This is a genomic window from Flavobacterium terrisoli (assembly GCF_030167905.1).
Taxonomy (GTDB): domain Bacteria; phylum Bacteroidota; class Bacteroidia; order Flavobacteriales; family Flavobacteriaceae; genus Flavobacterium; species Flavobacterium terrisoli.
In genome coordinates this window covers 186860-209376 of sequence record NZ_JARGNA010000003.1, presented here as the reverse complement: position 1 = coordinate 209376, position 22517 = coordinate 186860, and the positions used below count along the sequence as shown (strand labels likewise).

The window sequence follows — 22517 nt, the reverse complement described above, 5'->3', positions numbered from 1 at the left end:
ACAAAGTGAGGAATAAAAAAAGCCATGTAAACATGGCTTGTATAAGGTATTTTTTTAATAACTTATTGGTACTGTTTTTCGTAGTATTTGGCGTACTCTCCAGAAGTCACATTCTTCAGCCATTCTTCATTGGCCAAAAACCAATCGATTGTTTTTTCCAAACCTTCCTCAAAAGTAACTGAAGGTTCCCAACCCAATTCGGTATTAATTTTAGAAGCATCGATAGCATATCTTAAATCGTGGCCCGGTCTGTCTTTTACATAAGTAATCAACTTCTCAGATTCTCCCGAAACCCTGCCTAATTTAGCATCCATTTTTTGACAAAGCAATTTAACCAACTGAATGTTCTTCCATTCATTAAAGCCACCAATATTATAAGTCTCATGATTTCTTCCTTCGTGGAAAACCAAATCGATAGCAATCGCATGGTCAATGACAAACAACCAATCACGGGTATAATTTCCATCACCATAAACCGGCAATGACTTGTTATTAATGATATTATTGATGAAAAGTGGAATCAGTTTCTCAGGAAAATGATTCGGGCCGTAATTATTCGAACAATTGGTAATCACATAAGGCAAACCAAAAGTTTCTCCGTAAGCACGAACAAAATGATCTGAGCTTGCTTTCGATGCTGAATAAGGTGAATTTGGATCATAAGGCGTTGTTTCTGTAAACAAACCTGTAGTTCCCAAACTTCCGTAAACCTCATCGGTACTGACATGGTAAAATCTTTTGCCTTCAAATTTATCCTTCCAAATGGTTTTGAAAGCATTCAATAAATTCATCGTACCAATCACATTGGTTTTCACAAACGCCAGTGGGTCTGTAATCGAACGATCAACATGGGATTCCGCGGCCAGATGTATCACACCGTCAAATTGGTGTTTTTGAAATAAACCGTTGATAAAATCGGCATCAACGATATCTCCTTTTATAAACGTATAATTGGGTGAATGCTCAATATCGGCAATATTTTCCAGATTCCCGGCATAAGTCAGCGCATCCAGATTATATATCTCATAGGCCGGATATTTGGTCACAAAACGACGAAGCACATGCGAACCTATAAATCCTGCACCACCTGTTATTAAAATCTTCTTCATCTTTATAATCTTCCGTCAGCTTTTTCGTTTAAAACGCCTTTAACATCAAATAAAACGCCATTTGCTTTTTTCAATTTCGACAAATCAACGCTTACAAATTCCTTATGGGCAACACCCAAAACAATGGCATCAAAAGTATCCGAAGGTAATTCGTTGGTCGTTGTCAATTGGTATTCATGCTTTACCTCCGAAGGTTTTGCCCAAGGATCAAAAATGGTAACATCGATACCATAATCTTCCAAAGCGTGAACTACATCTACAATTTTGGTATTGCGGACATCAGGACAATTTTCTTTGAAAGTAATGCCCAACATCAACAATTTGGCACCATTAATCGTTACGCCTTTTTTGATCATCAATTTGACAACCTGAGAAGCAACATATTCGCCCATACTGTCATTGAGTCGGCGTCCGGCCAAAATAATTTCTGGATGATAACCCTTTTCCTGTGCTTTTTGTGCCAAATAATATGGGTCAACGCCTATGCAGTGTCCGCCAACCAATCCCGGTTTGAATGGTAAAAAATTCCATTTGGTTCCGGCGGCTTCTAAGACTGCATGCGTATCTATTTCTAATAAATTGAAAATCTTTGCCAATTCATTGACAAAAGCAATATTGATATCACGTTGTGAATTCTCAATCACTTTTGCCGCCTCTGCCACTTTTATTGATGGTGCCAAATGCGTACCGGCAGTAATCACTGATTTGTATAAATCGTTTACTTTTTCTCCGATTTCGGGAGTTGAACCCGAAGTTACTTTTAGGATTTTTTCAACAGTATGTTCTTTATCACCCGGGTTGATTCTTTCCGGAGAATAACCTGCGAAGAAATCAATATTGAATTTTAAACCGCTTACTCTTTCCAGAACCGGAATACATTCTTCTTCGGTAACACCGGGATAAACTGTAGATTCATAGATTACGATATCTCCTTTTTTCAATACTTTTCCAACAGTTTCACTCGATTTGTATAAAGGTGTTAAATCGGGACGATTATTTTTATCAACTGGTGTCGGAACGGTTACTATATAATAATTACAGGAGGCAATATCTTCAATGGAACTACTGCAAAATAATCCTTGTGCGTTATTGCTTGATGTTACCAATACTTTATTCAGTGTCTCTTCGTCAATTTCAAGTGTTGAATCAACTCCAGAGTTTAATTCCTGAATTCTATTCTGATTGATATCAAAACCCACGACAGGATATTTCGTAGCAAAAAGTCTTGCAAGAGGTAAACCTACATATCCTAATCCTATAACTGCAATTTTAATATTCATAAAAACTGTTTAAAATTTATTTAATTCAAGCGGGCAAATATAATTATTTAATTAAGAACCAATAGATTGATACACAAAACCAAGGGCTCTCATTTTGTCTCCATCCAAAAGATTTCTACCGTCAAAAATAAATGCCGGTTTTAACATACTGTCATAAATTTTCTTCCAATCATAATCCTTAAACTCGTCCCATTCTGTTAGAATCGCCACAGCATGAGCATTTTCACAAGCTTTATAAGGATTGTCAAAAGTATTGATGTGATTTTCGTTTTCTGAAGGTTTTCTGGTATTCAAATAATCCAAATCAGACAACACTTGCTGGTGGCCAACTTTTGGATCAAAAAGTGCAATTTTAGCCTGCTCATTGATCAAATCATCGGCTACATAAATCGCGGCTGATTCTCTGGTATCATTGGTGTCTTTTTTAAACGCCCAACCCAGGAAAGCTATTTTTTTACCCGAAACCGTGTTGTATAAAGTCTGCACTATATTTCTGGAGAAACGTCTTTTTTGATGATCATTCATAATAATCACCTGTTCCCAATAATCGGCTACTTCATTTAATCCGAAAGCTTTTGAAATGTAAACCAAGTTTAAGATGTCTTTTTGAAAACAAGAACCTCCAAAGCCCACAGAGGCTTTTAAGAACTTAGAACCAATTCGGCTGTCCATTCCGATAGCCTTAGCCACTTCATTTACATTGGCTTCCGTTTTCTCACACAATTCTGACATCGCATTGATAGACGAAACTCTTTGCGCCAGGAATGCGTTGGCGGTCAATTTTGATAATTCAGATGACCAGACATTGGTTTTCAAAATGCGTTCCCTCGGTACCCAATTGGCGTAAACATCAACTAAAGATTCGATGGCTTTTTGTCCTTCAGGTGTGGTTTCACCACCAATCAGAACCCTGTCCGGACTCAATAAATCCTGTACCGCAGTTCCTTCTGCAAGGAATTCAGGGTTAGACAATATTTGGAACTGAACTCCGTTTCCGGTATTGTCCAAGATGCTTTTTAAAGCTTCAGCCGTTCTTACGGGTAAAGTAGATTTTTCTACAATGATTTTGTCGTTTTTGGCCACTTTGGCAATTTGGCGGGCACAAAGCTCTATGTGTTTTAAATCGGCAGCCATTCCCTTTCCTGTTCCATAAGTTTTCGTTGGGGTATTTACCGATATGAAAATCAATTCTGCCTCGTCTATGGCTTTATCAACCGCAGTAGAAAAGAATAGATTTTTACCTCTTGTATTGGCTACAATTTCATTCAATCCCGGTTCATAAATCGGAATATTGTTTACATCTTTATCATTCCATGCGGCAATTCTGGCCTCGTTTAAATCGACAACAGTTACTTTTATGTGTGGACATTTTTCGGCTATTACTGCCATGGTTGGACCACCAACATATCCTGCTCCGATACAACAAATATTAGTTATTTTCATTATCAATTGTAATTTTTAATCTTTTTTTAAATTCTTCCAATACCAAGCCACTGCTTCTTTCAGCCCATGCTGAAACGAGAACTTTGGACTATAGTTCAATAATTGTTTTGCCTTGTCAATACTGGCCAATGAATGAGGAATATCTCCTGCTCTGCTTGGACCGTGTATGACAGGAATATTGGCTATCTGCTCATCAAATTCTGATAAATACAATTTGAGATAGCTGACCATATCATTTAATGTTGTCCTGTCACCAAAAGCTGTATTATAAACCGTATTCACAGCTTCCGGATTTTGTACCAACATCGCCAATTCATTCATTTGAATCACGTTGTCTATATAGGTGAAATCCCTTGAATAATTCCCATCACCATTGATTACCGGGCTTTCGTGCGCCATCAATTGCATGACAAACTTTGGGATTACCGCAGCATAAGCACCGTTTGGATCTTGTCTTCTGCCGTAAACATTAAAATAGCGCAAACCGATGGTTTCCAATCCGTAAGTTTTGCTAAAAATATCAGCGTATAATTCGTTTACATACTTTGTAATGGCATAAGGCGAAAGCGGCTTACCAATTTTATCCTCAACTTTTGGCAAACTTTCCGAATCACCATAAGTTGAAGAACTGGCAGCATAAACAAAACGCTTCACACCTGCATCCCTTGAAGCCAAAAGCATGTTCAAAAATCCTGAAACATTTACTTCATTGCTGGTTACAGGATCATTGATAGAACGCGGCACTGAGCCTAAAGCTGCCTGGTGCAACACAAAATCAATATTTTTTACTGCTTCATGGCAAATCTCAATATTTCTGATATCGCCTTCAATCAGCCTGAAGTTTTTATGGTTTAAAAATTCAGCGACATTGTGTCGGTGACCGGTGGCAAAATTATCTAAGCAAGTGACTGAATATCCTTTGTCTAAAAAATACTCACAGAGGTTTGAACCAATAAATCCAGCACCTCCGGTAATCAGAATTGCTTTTTCATTATTCATCATATCCTTAATTTTTTTAGGATTCTGAATTTCCATTTCGCAAAAAATCCTGATGGTTCATCATCTTCATGGTAACCGCTTCCGTAGCCATAACCATAGCTATAACCATATCCATAACCGTAACCGTAACCAACACCATATTTGGCTTTATTTTCATAACCATTGAAAATGATACTCACATTGTTTAGCTCACCGCGTTTTGTCCTGTTGTTCAAAAGCGTCAACATTTCTTTTTTGGTAAAGTTCTGGCGAACGATATATAGGGTAACATCACAATATTGTGCCAACTCCATCGCGTCAGAAACCAAACCTACCGGCGGCGTATCCAAAATGATATAATCATAATCCCTTTTCAGTTGTTCCATCATTTCTCTCATGGAATCACCCAGGATTAACTCAGATGGATTTGGCGGAATTGGTCCGGAAGTAATAACGTCCAGGTATGGTATGTGTGTATGTTGGATAACATCTTCCAGTTTCTTTTGTCCAATCAGGTAGTTGACCGCACCGATATCATTTTGAATATTAAAATCATCAAAGATTTTCGGTTTTCTTAAATCGAGTCCGAGTATGATTGTCTTTTTCTCACTCAAGGCAAAAACAGTAGCAATGTTGATGGAACAGAATGTTTTTCCTTCACCGCTGACCGAAGAAGTCAGCATGAGGGTTTTTGTTCCTTCAATGCTTTGCTTTTTATATAAAAACTGTAAGGATGAACGAATCGCCCTGAATGATTCTGACAGTGCCGACTTTGGCCTTTCAAATACAGACAAATTGGTTTCAGAATGTTTTATCCCGACAATCCCAATTAATGGCAATTGCGTTAGTGAAGAAATATCCTCTATATTCTGAATGGAATTGCTGATAAAGAAAATGAAGAATACTAAAACCAACGGCACCAGTAAACCAACAAAAAATGCCAAAACATAGTTCACACTGGTTTTTGGCCCTAATAATCCACCGCCAACATCTTTGGCCGGATCAATAAACTGAATATCGGATACGTTAGATTCTTTTACAATGGAAGCTTCACTTCTTTTTTGCAAAAATGTATTATAGATATTATCGCTTAAGTTGTATTTTCTCGACAGTTTTAACCATTCTTGCTTATTCTCAGGAAGTTTGGTGATTTCGCCTTCAATCTTTGCGATTTTTCTGTTCACAAGATCCAAATCATACTGCAATGCAACTCGCAGTGAACTGGCATTTTCCAAGAGTACTTTTTTTACTGATTCGATTTCATTATCAACCCTGTCATAATAGATATCACCTTTGATGGAATATCCCAAATCAGATCTTTGAATTGACAAGGCAATTAATTTACCGACATTGGTCGTAATATTTGCTTCTTCAATCCCGGCAACCGTTGGCGCAGGCAATTTTGAAAAATCAACGCTGTTTTTCAGATAGGTTTTTAAGGAATTCAGATAGGCTATCTTCCGTTCAACTTCGTCTTTTTTGGTATCTAGATCCAGCAACTGATTTTTATAAGACAAGCCACCTTCTTCAATGTCTATTACATCATTGGATTTGCTGAAATCTTTTAATTCATTACCTGAATTCTTTAACTGATTTTCCATGTCAACCAGAGTCTTATCGATGAAGTTGATGGTATTTTCCGCAAATTTATTTTTATTATCCAATTGGGCATCAATCAAAACCTTTACTGTGGTGTTAAGGTATTTTACCATCCTTGCTTTGTTGGTCCCCTCCATGCCCAACTTAAGGATTGACCCTGCTTTTTCATCCAAATCAACTCTGATTCCCTTGAATGACGAAACGGTATTGTCAAAAGAATTAAAACGAACTAAAATCTCTTCTTCAAAATTTTTCCAGGAATCCGCGGATAAATTCAATTTCCAATTCAGAAACGGAAGTCTGACAGTTTCTCCAATCCTGAATACCTGCTTAAACTCTTTAGCCGGTACATTGATTGTTGTTTTCTTATTATCGGCATAACGAATCACATCAGCTGTGCCGCTTTGAAAAGGAATCGTGATCTGATAAGAATCTTTGGAAACCATTTTTACCTTGATAAACTGATCCATCAATTGGTTTTTCTCTTTATCCAAGACCACTTCAAAAGGAACTTCACCATAAACATCCTGGAGGAAATATTTGGTTTGTTTCAGGTAATCAATGTAAAATTCTAATCTGTCAACAACTTTTTCATTGTGAGATCTCGACTTTAAAGTGGTTGAAATCATCTGAACCTTATCTGAAGTTCCGCCCCAGTTAAAGACCAAACTGGTATTTGAAGTAAAAAAAGAATTGTTTTCTTCCTGAACCGCAATGGTAGTTTCTATGCCATAAATCTTTTGCTTTCTAACATTTACCTGATGCGCAATGGAAAAAGCAATAATCAAACCAACCACAAACCACTTCCAATAACTGATGGTCTTGATTAAAAATCCTTTAAAATCAAAGCTGTTTTGTTTATCAAAAAAAGTAAAATCTTTTACGTCTAGCATGGAAATGAGTGTTAATTTCTAAGTAACAAAAAAGTAGTGGTTGCTAATGATAATAAAGTTACTATAGTGGTCAAAGATTCTATCCCTGTTTTTCCTGTTCCCCATGTTTTTTGTTTCAATGGTTTTACATAGATATAATCGTTCGGCTGAAGATAATAACACGGCGAATTCATCGCTTTACTATCGGTTAAATCAATGCTAAAGGTTTCACTGCCTTGCGGAAAACTTCGAATCACCTTAACATCTTTTCTGTCACCGGTAATCGTAATATCACCAGCATTGGCGATGGCTTCCAAAATATTTACTTTATCCTGATAGATTGTTTTTGTTCCTGTATTGTTGACCTCACCATTGATGGTATATCTGAATCCGGTTAACTTTACCGTCACAAAAATTCCGGCTTCATTTTTAAAATATTTTTCCAAAAGTAATTTTTCAATTTTGCCTCTAACCTCTTCAGTGGTAAAACCTAAGACATTAATTTCGCCTAAGATTGGCAATCGAATGTTTCCGTGATCATCAACCGAATAACCATTCAGGTAACCACCTTGTTCGGGTGCACCAACAATGTTTTGCGCTCCGGTTGGGTTAAATATCTCCACCAATTTTGAGTCAATGGCTTTGATGGTAACACTCAACAAGTCGTTGGTTTGAAGTCGGTAAGGCTTTTGATTTGAAGGAGTTACCGAAGCAGTTGTTCCTTCGTTGTTGTTTTGCAGATAAATCAAATCCTTGGTAGGAACACAAGAGGTTAATAAAAGACTAAATAGAAAAAATAAATATATATTGGGTTTATTCATTAGTTTTTTTAAAAAAATTAGCAAACAAAGATAGTTTTTCAAATCTAAATAGAAAAATGTAGCCCGCTATTATTTTGTTATAAATTTTTCAGGGAATTTTCAAAGGGAACGCGATTTAAAATACTTCTACCCAAAGTGACCTCATCGGCATATTCCAATTCGTCTCCCACCGCAATTCCTCTGGCAATGGTGGATGTTTTTATATTGAAGTCTTTGATTTGTTTAAAGATATAAAAATTCGTTGTATCGCCTTCCATTGTTGAGCTCAACGCAAAAATCAACTCTTCTGTCTGTCCTAATTTTACTTTTTCAACCAAAGAACTGATGTTCAGCTGGCTGGGGCCAACGCCGTCAATGGGTGAAATTTTCCCACCCAGGACATGATAAATGCCTTTGAACTGATTGGTGTTTTCAATAGCCATTACATCGCGTACCTCTTCGACCACACAAATAATTTTGTGATTTCTGGCGGGATTATTACAGATTTCGCAAACTTCTACATCGGAAATGTTATGACAATTTTTACAGAATTTAATTTCCTCGCGCATAGTCGTCAGCGCCTGAGACAAAAATTGCGTTTGCTCCGCCGGTTGTTTCAACAGGTGCAACACCAATCGCAAAGCGGTTCGCTTTCCAATTCCAGGCAATTGTGCCATTTCGTTTACTGCTTTTTCTAAAAGTTTTGAAGAAAATTCCATGAGGCAAAAGTAACAAAATACCCTGTCAGATTGTTAGATTTTTGGCCTATCGGAAATATATTTTTTATTAACATTCCATTCTTCACAAATAACCGAATAACCAAACCAACGCAGCCACATTTTTTAGTATTTTGGCTTTCTATAAAAACAGCAATATGTCACCAACAACCATCCTGATTATCATCATTATTTATTTCGGCTTACTGATTTTGATTTCCAATCTGGTCAGTAAAAAAAGCTCAGATAACGATACTTTTTTCAAAGCCAATAAAAACTCAAAATGGTATTTGGTGGCCTTTGGAATGATAGGCACCGCACTTTCAGGCGTTACATTTATCTCCGTTCCTGGTGAAGTAGGCAATCCCGATTTGCAGTTTAAATATTTCCAGTTTGTCCTGGGAAATGCGATTGGTTTTTTAATCATTGCCAAGGTTTTGCTGCCGTTGTACTACCGCATGAACCTGACATCAATTTACAGTTATATCGAACAACGATTGGGCGTGATTAGCTACAAAACTGCGGCTTCCATTTTCCTAATCAGCCGAACGATTGGTTCTGCGTTCCGATTGTATTTGGTGGTGATTGTATTGCAGCGTTATGTGTTTGATGCCTTTAATGTTCCGTTTGCCCTGACCGTTTTGATTTCGCTCGGATTGATTTTTGCCTATACGTATCGCGGCGGACTAAAAACCATCATCATTACTGATACTTTACAGACATTCTTCCTGGTTTCTTCGGTATTCCTGACGATTTATTTCATTTGTGACAGTTTGGATTTCGGCGCTTTTCAGGCTTTTGAAGCCGTAAAAGAAAGCAATTATTCCAAAGTGTTTTTCTTTGAAGATTTCCTGAAAGGCAATTACTTCTGGAAACAAATACTTGGCGGCATCTTTGTGACCATTGCGATGGTTGGACTGGACCAGGATTTAATGCAAAAGAACCTGAGTTGCAAAAACATCGGCGAAGCCCAAAAAAACATGTTCACTTTTACCGGGATTTTTGTCCTGATCAATATTTTCTTTTTGAGCGTTGGCGCCTTGCTATATCTGTATGCCGAGAAAAATGGCATCGCCGTTCCGATAGTTGATGGCGTGGCCAGAACCGATTTATTGTTCCCCGAAATTGCGTTTAATCACCTGACAATTGTTCCGGCAGTAGTGTTCCTATTGGGATTGACAGCAGCTACTTTTGCTACAACCGATTCGGCTTTAACCGCTTTAACAACTTCTTTCTGTGTGGACTTTTTAGGCATGGACAGAGTCGAAAACCAAAACAAACCCAACATTGTACGAACACGCCATATGGTTCACATCGGATTTTCATTCCTGATGTTTTTGGTGATTGTATTGTTTAATGCAGTGAACGACGCTTCGGTAGTGAAGATGATTTTCAAAATCGCGTCTTATACTTACGGACCGCTTTTGGGATTGTATGCCTTTGGTTTGTTTATGAAATCCAAAACTGTCCATGACAAATTCGTGCCTTTGGTTTGTGTGATATCCCCGGCGATTTGCTTCTTTATCAGCAAATATTCCGCAGCGCTGTTAGGCGATTACGTTTTGGATAACGAATTGATTATCGTGAATGGTTTCATCACATTTATCGGATTGTTATTGATTAGTAAACCTGCAACAAGTCAAACTAAATTTTAAAAAATGAAGAACCTTTTTTTTCTACTATTGCTTTTTTGCACTTCAAAATCGATTGGCCAAAATGCTGAGAATGCTTTTGTTTATGAAAATAATGGCGACAAAATAGTCCTGAAAATAGTAAGCGAATATGATTTTTTGCTCAAAAACCAAATCAACATCATTTCGATTACAACAGAAAATATAGATGTTCAGTCATTGACTTTTTCCGGAATTGGCTTACTGCATGCCGAAGAAAAATCAACAAAGGAAAATGAAGTATTGCTCAAAATTAATTTAATGGATAAAGAATTCAACAAAAAATACCTATTCCATTTTGGATACAAAAAAGACGGCAAGTACTATCCCGGAAAATTTGAAATTGCCGTAAAGAAGAAACTTTAATACTGATTTGTAGCCAGCATCACCAACGTACAAGCTACTTCCGCTTTGATGCCATTGGCTTGCAATAACTGGTAAAACTCAGGATTTTCCGTTCCCGGATTGAAGATGACGCGTTTCGGCTTCGTCTCGATAATGTAGTTGTAATACTCTATTTGTCGCTTTGGATTTAAATACAGCGTAACCGTATCTATCCCTTTAAGCGGAATTTGTTTGGTGTAAATTTTAACGCCGGCTACTTCGCCTGTATTTTGCCCGATAGCCAATACCGAATGTCCTTTTTCTACTAATTTATTAATGGCCAAAAAAGCATATTTTTCAGGTTTTGTCGTAGCGCCAAGCACCAATGTTTTCTTATTTTTCATGGCACAAATTTAACTAATAATGTTTTTAAATTAACACTTACTTTTATTCTTTACTTATCTTTGTTACTGATTAGAATTATTAGAAAAATGGAAATCTTTTTGAATACTTTTTTTGTTCTGCTTGGTGCTTTATTTTCGGTTTTGAACCCAATTGGTGCCATTCCTTTCTTTGTAGGTTTAACGCAAGACTATAATAAATCAGAACGCTCACGGGTATCGCTATTGACTGCTATTAATGTTTGCATTATTTTATTAATCTCTTTTTTTATTGGCGAATATGTTTTGAGTTTTTTTGGCATTACCATTTCCGCACTCCGAATTGCCGGTGGTATTTTGATTGCCAGTTCAGGATTTGGTTTGCTTAATGCCAATCCGAAAAAAAGGAAAGGAATCAGCAAAGAAGTAGAAGAAGATTCGTTAAACAGAAATTCCATTGCATTAACGCCATTGGCGATGCCAATGCTTGCCGGACCGGGTTCTATTTCGCTATTAATTGCTTTCAACCAAGACCACCATTCAACTCCGGAAATTTTATCCTCTGTCATTTCCATTATTATAGTGTCGTTATTGATTTTTTTGGTTTTGAGAAGTGCTCATTATTTGGCCAAATACCTTGGTGCTTCCGGAATTGTGGCCATTTCCAGAATCGTTGGTTTTTTAACCGTTGCTATTGGAATTCAGTATATCATCAGTGCAGTTTTGGCCATTATCAGGGGAATTTAATAATATCCATCAAAATATGAAAAGCCCAAAATCGAATTGATTTTAGGCTTTTTTATAGTTGAATTTTGAATAGTTATTCTTCTCTTGGCAAAAAGATTTCGGCCATCATGCAACGCGCACTTCCGCCGCCACAAGCTTCAATCGTATCCAGACTGGAATGGATAATCTCAACATGAGCTTCCAATTGGGCGATTTGTTTTTTGGTCAAACTTTTATAGGCCGACTCACTCATCACCAAGAATCGCTCGTCGTTTTTCCCTTTTACTTCCAGCATGTTTCCTGCAAAGTTATTGACCTGGTCTTCGGTAATCAGGATTACTTCCTTATCATCACCACGCAGGCTGTCCAAGACCATTTTGCGTTCTTTTTTATCATCGATACAATCAGCACAAACTACGGCAAACGTATCGCCTAAAGTCATCATTACATTGGTATGGTAAATCAGTTTTCGCTCACCGTTTACGGTTTGGAATGCTTCAAAAATCACCGGAGTGAATTCGAAATCCTCACAGAATTCAATCATCAGTTCTTCATCGGCTCTTGGCGAAAGTGCACAATAGGCTTTTCCGTTTTCACGATCCAAAAGCAAACTCCCGGTACCTTCCAGGAAAACATTGTCTTCTTCAGCCAAAGTATAATCCATGATTTCGTTGATTTCAAATCCGTCATCTTCGAGGATATCTAGAATATCTTCTCTTCTTTCGGCGCGACGGTTTTCGGCAAACATTGGGTACAAAACCACATCACCGTTTTCGTGAAACGAAATCCAGTTGTTTGGAAAAATGCTATCCGGAGTGTTCGGTTCTAAAGTATCTTCTACCACAACCACATTTACACCTACTTTTCGCAGCTTGTTTACAAAAGCATCAAACTCTGCCTGTGCTTTGGCATTTACCGTTTCAGGCGACAATCCATCAAGTACTTTTTGGTAATAATTATTGACCGCTGTTTGTTCGTTCATGCGGAATGCTACCGGACGAATCATTAATATGGAGTTGGTAGTTTGTTTCATTTTAGTCTCTAATTAAGGGTAAGGTTGAGCAACGCAAAAGTCCTTCTTGTTTGGCTATTTCTGCGTATGGTATTTCTTCAACGATAAATCCGTTATCGCGAAGCCAATTATTTAATCTTGTAAAGTTTTTTTCAGAAACCACTACGTTATTATCGATGGAAAAAACATTGGAATTCATATTGTACATTTCGTCACGCGTGATGTGGAACAGGTTGTCTTTGCCAAATAATTCCACTAAGAAAACATAGTCTGATTCTTCGCGGAAGCCACTTTTATAAATGATGCCTTTGTCTTTTCCTACCGGTTGAAAACAACAGTCTAAATGTAGTGCATTATCGCGAGCTTCCAACTTAGATTTCACCAAATCAAATTCCTTTACTTTTTTGTTCGGAAATAATTCTTTGATATAATTCACACCAAACATATTGGTACGTGCCGTGATATAATCTTTATAATCGGAACCTTTATAAGTGCCTATAAAAATATAATCATTCCAAAGCATCACATCACCGCCTTCGATATGTACTTCTTCCGGCGGACGGACCACTTTGGCAGGATTGATTTGATCAATCACATATTGAATTGCATCGAGTTCACGCTCTCTGTCGGGTAAAATATTGGCTTTGATAAAAACATCGTCGATTACAAACCCGATATCTCGGGTAAAAATCTGATTGTAGTTTTCAATCATATTCGGGCGGAAAACCTGAACATTATATTTTTGAAACACCTGATTGAACGCTTCCATCTCTTTGACCATATCTGCTTCTACAGGATAAGTTCCTGCGAGAATATGCTCTAATGATTTTGGGTCATACGCTTCAGCGGCACTTGGTGTTGGTCCGTTATTCTTGGCTGAACCTAGTACAACGGCTCTCAATCTTGAAGTTTCGTCTTTTACATTTAATTGTAACATAAATTTGTTTTGGTAATGGACAAATATAAAAAAGCTTCCCGGTTAGGAGAAGCTTTGTTTATAAGTATTTGAAGTAAAATTAATTCTTAATCAATTTCTCGGTATGGATTCGGCCATCTTCGGAAGTAATGTTGATAATATAGACGCCATTAGCATAACTGCTTACATCCAATCGTGTTTTATCGGTCATTTCAATATTGCGATCCAAAACCGTTTTGCCATCGATTGATGTAATATTCACTTTGTTGAATTGGGCATCTTTCATCACAATTTCAATAGAACTGCTTGATGGATTTGGAATGATAGCAAAACCATTGGCTATTTTAACCAAGTTAACGACAGGTTCTTCAGCCTGCATCGCATTTCTTGCTTCCTGCTCGGTTACACTTGGTGCCTTGTAGATAAAGTTGGCCGTACAACCTTCAGGATAGGCCGAAAATTGTGCCCCAAAAACCGCTTCGAATCCCGGATTCATCTCGACATAATTGGCCGCGTGATAGATTACTCCGTTACCGGTAACATTATCACCCACAGTAACAATATTGGTCGCTTTAATCCAATCGGATCTTTCTTTTTTCTTTGTTGTCGCAACAGCCAGGTTATTTACATCGTCCGCTGGAGAACTTAACGTCAATATGGCTTCACAACAGTTATCAAAACTTACATCGGGACCAAGGCTCGACGAGTTATCGGTAATTTCATAAACAAAGGTTCCCGCCGGACAGTTGACATTGAAACTACCAGTAACCTGGAATTCAAAATCTCCTGCAGGATTGGCTCCAAACAAACTCGGATTCACATTAAAGCAATACGTGCTTGGCGTCAAAGTCGTTGGCGCTGCCATAGTTCCAATTACCACATTATTTTGAACAATATTCAATGAAATCGAATTCACTGTTGCATTAACCGGTGGCTGATAAGTACCACATACCTGAATTGGCGTACTGCCTGTCATATCCGGACAATTGAAATTGGTTGGATCGGTACTCAAAGCGCCAAGCTGAGGAACAGCACAAACAGACCCACAAATATTATCAATATATACGGTCCCAAAGTGAGCCGATGGTTCACAATCACTTACTGTGAATTCAATTGTTCCGGGTTGGTTTAAAATATCCTGCACATTCAATCGGGCACAAATCCAGTCGGTGTATAAAACCCTTCTGTTCGTTCCAATGACCAAAGTATTAAACAAACAGTTATCCGGATTGGCGATGATACAAATTTCATCCACTATATTATTGAATTGGTCATAAACCCTAACCCTGAAAAATGGTTGAATCGGTTGACCATGAGCCGGTTTGTTGTCCATGATTAGGGAGAAATTAAAATCGATAGTCGATTGATTAATCACCGGAAAATATCTGGACATAGTGGTTACATCAGAAGAACCAAAACCATTGGCATTGTTCAGTTTGATACTTTTGTTTCCTCCACTCGAACTTATCGTTGGGATGTTTACCCCTAATGCTGCTAAAGTCGGATCATACTGTTGGTAACCCGGACTTCCACTGTCAATCAATGTTATCGTTGAATTGAAATTATTGGTTGATGGCGTTACCATATTGGTTGCATTTAGCGCAGTCGGCATAGAACAAGATTGAAACCATCCAGTGCCGGTTGCCGGTTGTGCATAGGCATCAGACCAAAAGGAATAACCGGTTGTATTGCTTTCAAAATCACCATTAACACAAGATTGCATCACTGTTTGTGGAAGCGGTTTGGCTATATAATGCTCTTTTTTATCCGGGTTTTGATAAAAGAATAACTTTCTAAGCTCGTATATTTTGGTATTGATTATAGCTTTTTGCAATTCTTCATCCGAAAAAACTTCCTCCTCTCTGAGATGCTTTATAACATCTTCCGTTACCTCTTTTGATAATTTATAATTTTTAAAATTATCATTGATAAACCGTATGATTTCAGTCTCTGTCTGTTGGGACAGTGAAATCCTGTTGCTTTCTTCCGCCAGATACTGATCGAGCTGAGCCGAAACAGTAGCCGAATTGAAAGCAATACAGCTTAGTAAAACTATTTTAAATATCTTATACATATTATTTAGTTTTTGCCATTAACGCTTGTACCAAAGCTTTCAATTCTTCAATTTCTTTATTATTTTTTTCAATAGCTTTATCTTGTGCTTCGATTTTTTTGTCCTGGTCAATAATGTAAAGCGTTAACTCTTCAATTTTTTCCATTTGTTTGGACTGCATTTCAGCAACGTCAAGACCATTTTTGGCCAATACTTCAGCAGAGTCAATCCCTGGTAAATGTTTGTTAGCCGTAACAAATTTCTCTACTTCTTTCAATGGCATTAATTTATAGTCTTTGGCAAAAACATAATCCGCCCAGTTGGCTGAACTTCTCAAAGCTACTTTTACTTTCTCTGTCAAAATTCCGCCTTCAACAAACAATTTGTAGTTACCCGTTGTATTTGGATAGGAAGCAGTTGAACCTAAATAGATTTTAGCATTAGAGCTACTATTTGCTGTATTGAACCAAATGTTGCTGTTATTCATATTAACCACTCTGTTTCCACTGATAGTTGTAGTAGCATCGATAGCACCATTGTCAGCATAAAGACTGGTATCGGTAGCGCTTACCACATAAGGTGTTCCGGCAGTACCGTTTCCAAGGACATTCACATTGGTACCGGCTGTTACAATAGAAGATTGAAGTGTGATTGAACCACCACCATTTGATAAGGTTACGATAGCACCATTTTGTGTAATTGATTGCGGACCGTGGTTTGGTAATACTACACTATTTCCGTTAGAGATAGAAAGTACATTTCCTGTTATTGATAATACTTGTTCGTCAGTATTGGTATCTACATAAGGCGGAATTACAACTGAACCACCACCGTTAGAAAGTGATATAGTATTTCCTGATTGTGAAAGGGTTTGTGCAGGTAATGTTACACTGTTCCCATTGGAAATAGAAAGCACCTGACCAGATAAAAATAAAGATTGTTGGTCAGTATTGGTGTCTATATAAGGTGGAATCACAACTGAACCACCACCATTTGAAAGTGTAATGGTATTTCCTGATTGTGTAAGTGTTTGAGGTGTTACTGTTGGTAAAGTCACACTATTCCCATTTGAAATAGAAAGCACGTTTCCGGTTAATCCCAAAGACTGTTGATCGGTATCGGTATCTTCTATAGGCAGAATGGTTACCGAACCACCGCCGTTAGAAAGCGTGATTGTATTTCCAACTTGTGAAAGTGTCTGCAATTCGTTTGTAACGCTATTATCCAGAGATTGTGGTAGATTTACGGGAGCACTAGCTACTCCATTTACTGAAGTAATCAATTGGTTGCTTGAATTTATGATGTTCGAAATAGAATTTACAATTGGTGCCGAAGCAGTAACACTATTAACATTAGTAGTCATCAAATTCGCATTTGACGACATAACATTAGTATTGGTTAAGCCCGCCATTCTTTGCAACACTACATCACCATTGGCATTAACCGTTAAAAATTTGGTAGAAGTCTGAGCCACCGGCGGTGTGTATTGACTGGTCAAATTTGTAAATCTAAGTCCTGAATTACCATTTACACCATGAGTGATTTCAACTTTATTATTAGGTAATCTGTTGCCAATCCCAACTTTTCCTTCAACCAGCAATCCATTTGTAGGTGCCAAAGTTGTAGTTGCAGTTGTAGTACCAGCAGAAGGCACATAGTTTTTCCCGATTACAACTCCTCCATTTACATCAAGTCTGTTGGCCGGTATTACGTTATTTCCTAAACCAAGTCCGGCATTACCAAACTTGCTGACAAAAAATCTTTGATTTCCTAAACCATCGGCAAGGATTATAGTTCCATCGGTATTAGTTCCCGCTAATTTGGCTGACGTTAACGCCGGCTCAAGTGCGACATTCCCTAAGAAAAGATTATTGCTTCCATTGATTAGGTTTTTACCGGTTTCAGCACCAATAAAAACGTTGTTGTTTCCGGAAACTAAATTTCTCGGTGTATTTACTCCAAGGGCAACATTGTTATTTCCAATAGCTTTCAACATTGCGCCATAACCAATTGCCGTATTACCGCTTCCTGATACATTAGCTTCCATTGCTCTGTGTCCAAAGGCAATATTACTTTGACCGGACACATTACTAAACAAACTTCTGGTACCAAAAGCACTATTTAATGTACCGGTTGTATTATTTCTTAAAGACTCATTACCAAAAGCACTGTTAAAACCTCCGATAGTTACGGATAGCGCTCTGGCTCCAAAAGCATTATTACTGTGACTGGCGTTGTCTTTTAAAGCATCTACACCAAATCCAGTATTAAAATTTCCGGTACTATTCGCACCAGCACCTGTTCCTGAGAAAGTATTATCAGTTTGTGCGCTAGATTTAAAAGCAATCAATAAAAGAGCTAGCGTTGTAAAGAAAATGTAGTTTTTTTTCATAACTAAAAAATTTGGGGCATTAGAAAAATAATTTAAAAACTCGTTGTTTCAGGTTACATTTTGGGTGTGGCTTAAATTTTTATTTTGTTCCTTCACTATCTCTCGGCGGCTGTAGGTTTTGCTTCAAAATAGTTCTTATTGCTTATATTTTATTAAACCAAATTTATATGATTGTTTTCAAAAAATCTTCAAAATACACATTTTATCGATGAAATACATATTTTTATTAAATATTAATTAACTATTCTTACATTATACTGTTTTCTTTACATTGTGTTAATTTTTAGATCACAGTAGTAAAATGCATGACTAAAAAGGATCGATTTTAATCTAAAACCCAACCGGAAAAAGATGGGAAACATCACTTTTCTCTTTGGCATAAAAACAAAAAAACTCCTTGCTTTCGCAAGGAGTTTGTATCAAAAACTTTTCGTGTTTTTATCTTTTGTCCATCGGTTGAAAATCTCTCAATGGATAACCAGTATAAACCTGTCTTGGTCTTCCGATTGGTTCTTTGTTGATACGCATTTCTTTCCATTGTGCAATCCAACCCGGTAAACGTCCTATAGCAAACATTACTGTAAACATTTCAGTTGGAATTCCTAAGGCACGATAAATGATTCCCGAATAGAAATCAACGTTTGGATATAATTTTCTGGATACGAAATAATCATCAACCAAAGCAGAAGCTTCTAATTTTTTGGCAATATCCAAAATTGGATCATCAACTCCTAAAGTATTCAATACCTCATCGGCTGCTTTTTTAATAATTTTGGCCCTTGGATCAAAGTTTTTATAAACTCTGTGTCCGAATCCCATCAAACGGAAAGGATCATCTTTATCTTTTGCTTTTGCCAAATATTTATCTGCATCTCCTCCATCCTTTTGAATGGCTTCCAGCATTTCCAAAACTGCCTGATTGGCACCGCCATGTAATGGGCCCCAAAGTGCCGAAACACCAGCAGAGATTGAAGCAAACAAACCGGCGTGTGAAGAACCAACGATTCTAACGGTAGAAGTTGAACAGTTTTGTTCGTGGTCGGCATGCAGGATGAATAATTTATCTAAGGCATCAATTACAACAGGATTGGCTTTGTATGGCCCGGTTGGCAATTTAAACATCAACTGCATAAAATTATCAACATAACCTATGGTATTGTCATAATAGTTTAAAGGATAACCCATCATTTTTCTGTATGTCCAGGTTGCAATCACCAGGAATTTACCCATGGTTTTACAAACAGCTTCATACATTTCCTTTTCATTTTCAACATCTACCACTTTTGGGTTAAAGGCGGTAAGCGCACTGGTAAGGGAAGATAAAACGCCCATTGGATGAGCTGTTTTAGGAAAACCATCGATGATGTTTTTCATTTCTTCATTGACCAATGTATATTTTCTGATATCATTTTCAAACTGCTGTAATTGTGCTTTTGTAGGCAGTTCACCAAAAATTACTAAATAGGAAACTTCAAGAAAATCGGCTTTCTCGGCCAAATCTTCAATAGCATATCCACGGTAGCGAAGAATTCCTTCTTCTCCATCCAGAAAAGTGATATCGCTTTTACACGACCCTGAATTTTTATAGCCCGGATCAAGTGTTATAGCACCGGTTAATGCACGAAGTTTTTCAATGTCGATGGCGGCTTCGTTTTCACTTCCTACGATTACAGGAAACTCATACTTTACGCCATCAAGTTCTAATATAGCTGTTTTAGACATGATATAAATTGGAAATAAATCTTGATAAATTAATAATTTAACAAAATTAGGGAATTCGAAATGAAATAAAAAAGAATTATGGCAACGTTTTCGTTAATTATTTGATAAATTTTGGAAATCAACCAGTAAACAAAAAAGGCGCACCTATGGCGCGCCTCTTCACACAATAAATTTTAACCCAAAATTATTGCTTAACAAATTTTTCTACTTTTAATCCTTTATCAGATACCACTCTGACGAAATACACACCAATAGACTGGGTTGAGATATCTATGGTTGTATTATTGTTATTGACTATGTTAGTCTGCAAAAGTCTTCCCTGAACATCAAACAACTCAATCGATTTGATATTGAAGTTACTACTGATATTAACTATTCCATTGGATGGATTTGGATAAATACTGATTGAATTGTCAATCTCAAAATCAGGATTATTAAGCGATTGGAAAACCGTCTCAAAATCATTGGTTTCCACCGGAAGGTTGTAATCAAAATAAATACTGGCATGCTTGCTTACCATATCGCCCTGATGCAAATTACTTTTCGATTTTACTTTCAGCAATACGTTGCCATGACCACCTGATTCCAACATGATATTCTGAAAAATGAACTCTACGATATTGCCGCTTATTCTTGTGTTAACAGTGTGCGATGCGTTTAAAAGCTGTAACGAATTGACATCAAAACCGGTTGGATTAACGGTTGTTCTCACCACTATATTCTCTGCTGCTGCATTTCCTGTGTTTTCAAAACGAATGGCATAATGCAAATAATTTCCAATCTCTACTGGTGAAACGATTCCGCCCTGAAGACACGTGATGTCATTTGGATCATAAGAACCTACCACTGTTTGATTATAGTCAAATGCGTTATCATCCCAGTCTTCATCTGTGGTAATATCAACAAATGCGCTAAACGCTAAAACATCTCCAATATTTACAGCCGGCGTATCGGTTGGTGCATTGACATTAAGCGTTACCAAAATACTGCCGCTTTCAAACGGCATCACATTAGAAAACTGCCAGGCCAAACTTCCTGTGGCAGCATTTACCGGATCAGATGAACTGGAAACATATTGAAGTCTGGTACCATCATAGTTAAAGTTAACAAATACTGTTTCCGTTTGGTTTCCATTGTTTTTATAAACCAATTTATAAACCGCATCAAAACCAGGTCGCGCCGGCATTATCGGTTCAATAACCACTTCTACATCAGAATGAACGCCATTGGCCGAAACACAGAAATCATTATCTGAAATATTATTATTGTCATCTGTAAAAGCCACAGAAGCATTAGTTGGGGTAAAATTAAACCAGGTTGGATTTTCAATCGCCGGTGTAATCGTAAAAATGCCGGTTTCTGTATAGAAGTTATAATTCCCGGAAGCACTGGTAAAACCATATTCCTGATTGGTTCCGTCGTTAATGTTTACTCTGATGTGTGGAAAAGTTTCATCATTTTCGTCACAACCGTTTTGATCACTGTCAAAACTGATATTCCCTGATATAGTGTTGTAGTTTCCGCCAGGTGTGAAGGAACAATAGGTATTGACATGGCAATTTACATAACCATAATTAAGTATTTTGTCCTCAACTGAAACCAATTGATCTTCGTCAGCACAAATATAAAGCAGGTTTGGATTGCCTGAAAATTGAAGGGTCGTCTCATTGCTTCCGTTTTTTAGATTTAAAGTACTTAAATTATTATTATAACAATATAGCTCTAAAAGATTAGGCAATGCACTTACGTCCAAAACTGTCAGTTGATTGTAAATACATGTGAGTTCAACAAGATTGGTCAATGCGCTTACATCTAAGGAAGTTAGTTGGTTATTATGGCAATACAATTGTGTAAGATCAGTCAGCATACTTACATCTATGGCTGTTAATTGATTATAAGAACAATTCAAAAAGGTAAGATGCGTTAACATGCTAAAATCTAAAGTGGCGAAGTTGTTTTGACTACATTGCAAACCCATCAGATTATTTATTGGGCTTACTATTAATGTTGTCAAATCATTGCTATAGCAATATAAATCCTGAAGAAGCGGCAACGCACTTATATCTAAAGTGGTTAAGTTATTCATCCCGCAACTTAAATAAATAAGATTCGTTAATTCACTGACATCCAAGACCGTTAAATTATTGTTTTGACAATTCAATTCTTGAAGGTAAGTTAATGCGCTTAAATTTAAAGTTGCTATATCATTCATGCCACAATTCAAAAATCTCAAATTGGTAAAGTACTCAATACCGGTCAAATCACTTATACCATCACTATATACATTCAAATAATAAACATTCAAAGCTTCTGAAACCTGAATTTCACCATCATCATTTGAATCTATACTAACAAAACTACTTGCCGTTGTTGGATAGGCATTTGAAGCTGTCGCATTTGAAGTACTTGCATTCAATAGCGCCGCCTTAAAATTGGCATCAGGTATATTTACAATTTGGGCATTGGAAATACCCGAAATCAATACTAAAAGACAAAATAGTTTTTTCATAATTTATTCTTTTAAG

17 protein-coding genes are annotated in these 22517 nt (G+C 37.2%); 3 read left to right on the top strand and 14 right to left on the bottom strand.

Annotated elements, in window-relative coordinates; translation table 11 throughout:
* Positions 1-62: 62 nt before the first annotated feature.
* The 7 genes from rfbB to recR form a co-directional block, all read right to left on the bottom strand.
* Complete coding sequence (rfbB, locus tag P1K33_RS05020) at positions 63-1109, bottom strand: dTDP-glucose 4,6-dehydratase (protein ID WP_284651795.1); 1047 nt, start codon at positions 1107-1109, stop codon at positions 63-65.
* A gap of 2 nt (positions 1110-1111) precedes the next feature.
* Positions 1112-2389 carry a nucleotide sugar dehydrogenase gene (locus tag P1K33_RS05015; protein WP_284651794.1) on the bottom strand — a complete coding sequence of 426 codons (1278 nt, stop codon included), beginning with the start codon at positions 2387-2389 and terminating at the stop codon, positions 1112-1114.
* 51 nt (positions 2390-2440) lie between these two features.
* On the bottom strand, positions 2441-3832 hold the full coding sequence (locus P1K33_RS05010) for a UDP-glucose 6-dehydrogenase (RefSeq protein ID WP_284651793.1): 1392 nt from the start codon (positions 3830-3832) through the stop codon (positions 2441-2443).
* A gap of 15 nt (positions 3833-3847) precedes the next feature.
* Positions 3848-4834, bottom strand: coding sequence for an SDR family oxidoreductase (locus P1K33_RS05005; protein ID WP_372508201.1), 987 nt, complete (start codon positions 4832-4834; stop codon positions 3848-3850).
* Positions 4831-7302 (bottom strand): exopolysaccharide transport family protein, encoded by a 2472-nt coding sequence (locus P1K33_RS05000; RefSeq protein WP_284651792.1) that lies wholly within the window; start codon positions 7300-7302, stop codon positions 4831-4833. Before P1K33_RS05000 ends, P1K33_RS05005 begins: the two co-directional genes overlap by 4 nt.
* Positions 7303-7313: 11 nt before the next feature.
* The gene (locus P1K33_RS04995; RefSeq protein WP_284651791.1) at positions 7314-8102 is read right to left on the bottom strand and encodes a polysaccharide biosynthesis/export family protein; all 789 of its coding nucleotides are present in this window, start codon (positions 8100-8102) and stop codon (positions 7314-7316) included.
* A 77-nt stretch (positions 8103-8179) separates the two neighbouring features.
* Complete coding sequence (recR, locus tag P1K33_RS04990; RefSeq protein WP_284651790.1) at positions 8180-8800, bottom strand: recombination mediator RecR; 621 nt, start codon at positions 8798-8800, stop codon at positions 8180-8182.
* 155 nt (positions 8801-8955) lie between these two features.
* Between recR and P1K33_RS04985 the strand changes: the two genes are divergently transcribed.
* Together P1K33_RS04985 and P1K33_RS04980 are read left to right on the top strand one after the other, a co-directional pair.
* Positions 8956-10452, top strand: coding sequence for a sodium:solute symporter (locus tag P1K33_RS04985; RefSeq protein WP_284651789.1), 1497 nt, complete (start codon positions 8956-8958; stop codon positions 10450-10452).
* Between the two features lie 3 nt (positions 10453-10455).
* Positions 10456-10833, top strand: a complete 378-nt coding sequence (locus P1K33_RS04980; protein WP_284651788.1) for a hypothetical protein — start codon at positions 10456-10458, stop codon at positions 10831-10833.
* On the opposite strand, the gene P1K33_RS04975 is transcribed toward P1K33_RS04980, so the two are convergent.
* Complete coding sequence (locus tag P1K33_RS04975) at positions 10830-11195, bottom strand: CoA-binding protein (RefSeq protein ID WP_284651787.1); 366 nt, start codon at positions 11193-11195, stop codon at positions 10830-10832. The two genes, P1K33_RS04980 and P1K33_RS04975, sit on opposite strands and share 4 nt — an antisense overlap.
* A gap of 87 nt (positions 11196-11282) precedes the next feature.
* Here P1K33_RS04975 and P1K33_RS04970 point away from each other — a divergent pair, with 87 nt between their 5' ends.
* Positions 11283-11918 carry a MarC family NAAT transporter gene (locus tag P1K33_RS04970; protein ID WP_284651786.1) on the top strand — a complete coding sequence of 212 codons (636 nt, stop codon included), beginning with the start codon at positions 11283-11285 and terminating at the stop codon, positions 11916-11918.
* A gap of 73 nt (positions 11919-11991) precedes the next feature.
* Here P1K33_RS04970 and ctlX read toward each other — a convergent pair whose 3' ends face one another.
* From ctlX to P1K33_RS04940, 6 genes are all read right to left on the bottom strand, one after another.
* Positions 11992-12930 (bottom strand): citrulline utilization hydrolase CtlX, encoded by a 939-nt coding sequence (gene ctlX, locus P1K33_RS04965; RefSeq protein WP_284651785.1) that lies wholly within the window; start codon positions 12928-12930, stop codon positions 11992-11994.
* A gap of 1 nt (position 12931) precedes the next feature.
* Positions 12932-13846 (bottom strand): dimethylarginine dimethylaminohydrolase family protein, encoded by a 915-nt coding sequence (locus tag P1K33_RS04960; RefSeq protein ID WP_284651784.1) that lies wholly within the window; start codon positions 13844-13846, stop codon positions 12932-12934.
* Between the two features lie 79 nt (positions 13847-13925).
* The gene (locus P1K33_RS04955; RefSeq protein ID WP_284651783.1) at positions 13926-15899 is read right to left on the bottom strand and encodes a T9SS type A sorting domain-containing protein; all 1974 of its coding nucleotides are present in this window, start codon (positions 15897-15899) and stop codon (positions 13926-13928) included.
* Position 15900: 1 nt separating this feature from the next.
* Positions 15901-18270, bottom strand: a complete 2370-nt coding sequence (locus P1K33_RS04950; RefSeq protein WP_284651782.1) for a beta strand repeat-containing protein — start codon at positions 18268-18270, stop codon at positions 15901-15903.
* A gap of 438 nt (positions 18271-18708) precedes the next feature.
* Positions 18709-19992: a citrate synthase gene (locus P1K33_RS04945; RefSeq protein WP_284651781.1), complete on the bottom strand. Its 1284-nt coding sequence runs from the start codon at positions 19990-19992 to the stop codon at positions 18709-18711.
* Between the two features lie 184 nt (positions 19993-20176).
* Positions 20177-22501, bottom strand: a complete 2325-nt coding sequence (locus P1K33_RS04940) for a DUF7619 domain-containing protein (RefSeq protein ID WP_284651780.1) — start codon at positions 22499-22501, stop codon at positions 20177-20179.
* Between the last annotated feature and the right edge of the window lie 16 nt (positions 22502-22517).

Excerpts from the sequence above, each read along its gene's own strand:
- P1K33_RS04970 (WP_284651786.1), top strand. The coding sequence starts at position 11,283 with ATGGAAATCTTTTTGAATACTTTTTTTGTTCTGCTTGGTGCTTTATTT.
- P1K33_RS04980 (WP_284651788.1), top strand. The coding sequence starts at position 10,456 with ATGAAGAACCTTTTTTTTCTACTATTGCTTTTTTGCACTTCAAAATCG.
- P1K33_RS05015 (WP_284651794.1), bottom strand. The coding sequence starts at position 2,389 with ATGAATATTAAAATTGCAGTTATAGGATTAGGATATGTAGGTTTACCT.
- P1K33_RS04975 (WP_284651787.1), bottom strand. The coding sequence starts at position 11,195 with ATGAAAAATAAGAAAACATTGGTGCTTGGCGCTACGACAAAACCTGAA.
- P1K33_RS04945 (WP_284651781.1), bottom strand. The coding sequence starts at position 19,992 with ATGTCTAAAACAGCTATATTAGAACTTGATGGCGTAAAGTATGAGTTT.
- P1K33_RS04940 (WP_284651780.1), bottom strand. The coding sequence starts at position 22,501 with ATGAAAAAACTATTTTGTCTTTTAGTATTGATTTCGGGTATTTCCAAT.
- P1K33_RS04985 (WP_284651789.1), top strand. The coding sequence starts at position 8,956 with ATGTCACCAACAACCATCCTGATTATCATCATTATTTATTTCGGCTTA.
- P1K33_RS04950 (WP_284651782.1), bottom strand. The coding sequence starts at position 18,270 with ATGAAAAAAAACTACATTTTCTTTACAACGCTAGCTCTTTTATTGATT.
- rfbB (WP_284651795.1), bottom strand. The coding sequence starts at position 1,109 with ATGAAGAAGATTTTAATAACAGGTGGTGCAGGATTTATAGGTTCGCAT.
- P1K33_RS04955 (WP_284651783.1), bottom strand. The coding sequence starts at position 15,899 with ATGTATAAGATATTTAAAATAGTTTTACTAAGCTGTATTGCTTTCAAT.
- P1K33_RS04995 (WP_284651791.1), bottom strand. The coding sequence starts at position 8,102 with ATGAATAAACCCAATATATATTTATTTTTTCTATTTAGTCTTTTATTA.
- recR (WP_284651790.1), bottom strand. The coding sequence starts at position 8,800 with ATGGAATTTTCTTCAAAACTTTTAGAAAAAGCAGTAAACGAAATGGCA.
- P1K33_RS05000 (WP_284651792.1), bottom strand. The coding sequence starts at position 7,302 with ATGCTAGACGTAAAAGATTTTACTTTTTTTGATAAACAAAACAGCTTT.
- P1K33_RS05010 (WP_284651793.1), bottom strand. The coding sequence starts at position 3,832 with ATGAAAATAACTAATATTTGTTGTATCGGAGCAGGATATGTTGGTGGT.
- P1K33_RS04960 (WP_284651784.1), bottom strand. The coding sequence starts at position 13,846 with ATGTTACAATTAAATGTAAAAGACGAAACTTCAAGATTGAGAGCCGTT.
- ctlX (WP_284651785.1), bottom strand. The coding sequence starts at position 12,930 with ATGAAACAAACTACCAACTCCATATTAATGATTCGTCCGGTAGCATTC.
- P1K33_RS05005 (WP_372508201.1), bottom strand. The coding sequence starts at position 4,834 with ATGATGAATAATGAAAAAGCAATTCTGATTACCGGAGGTGCTGGATTT.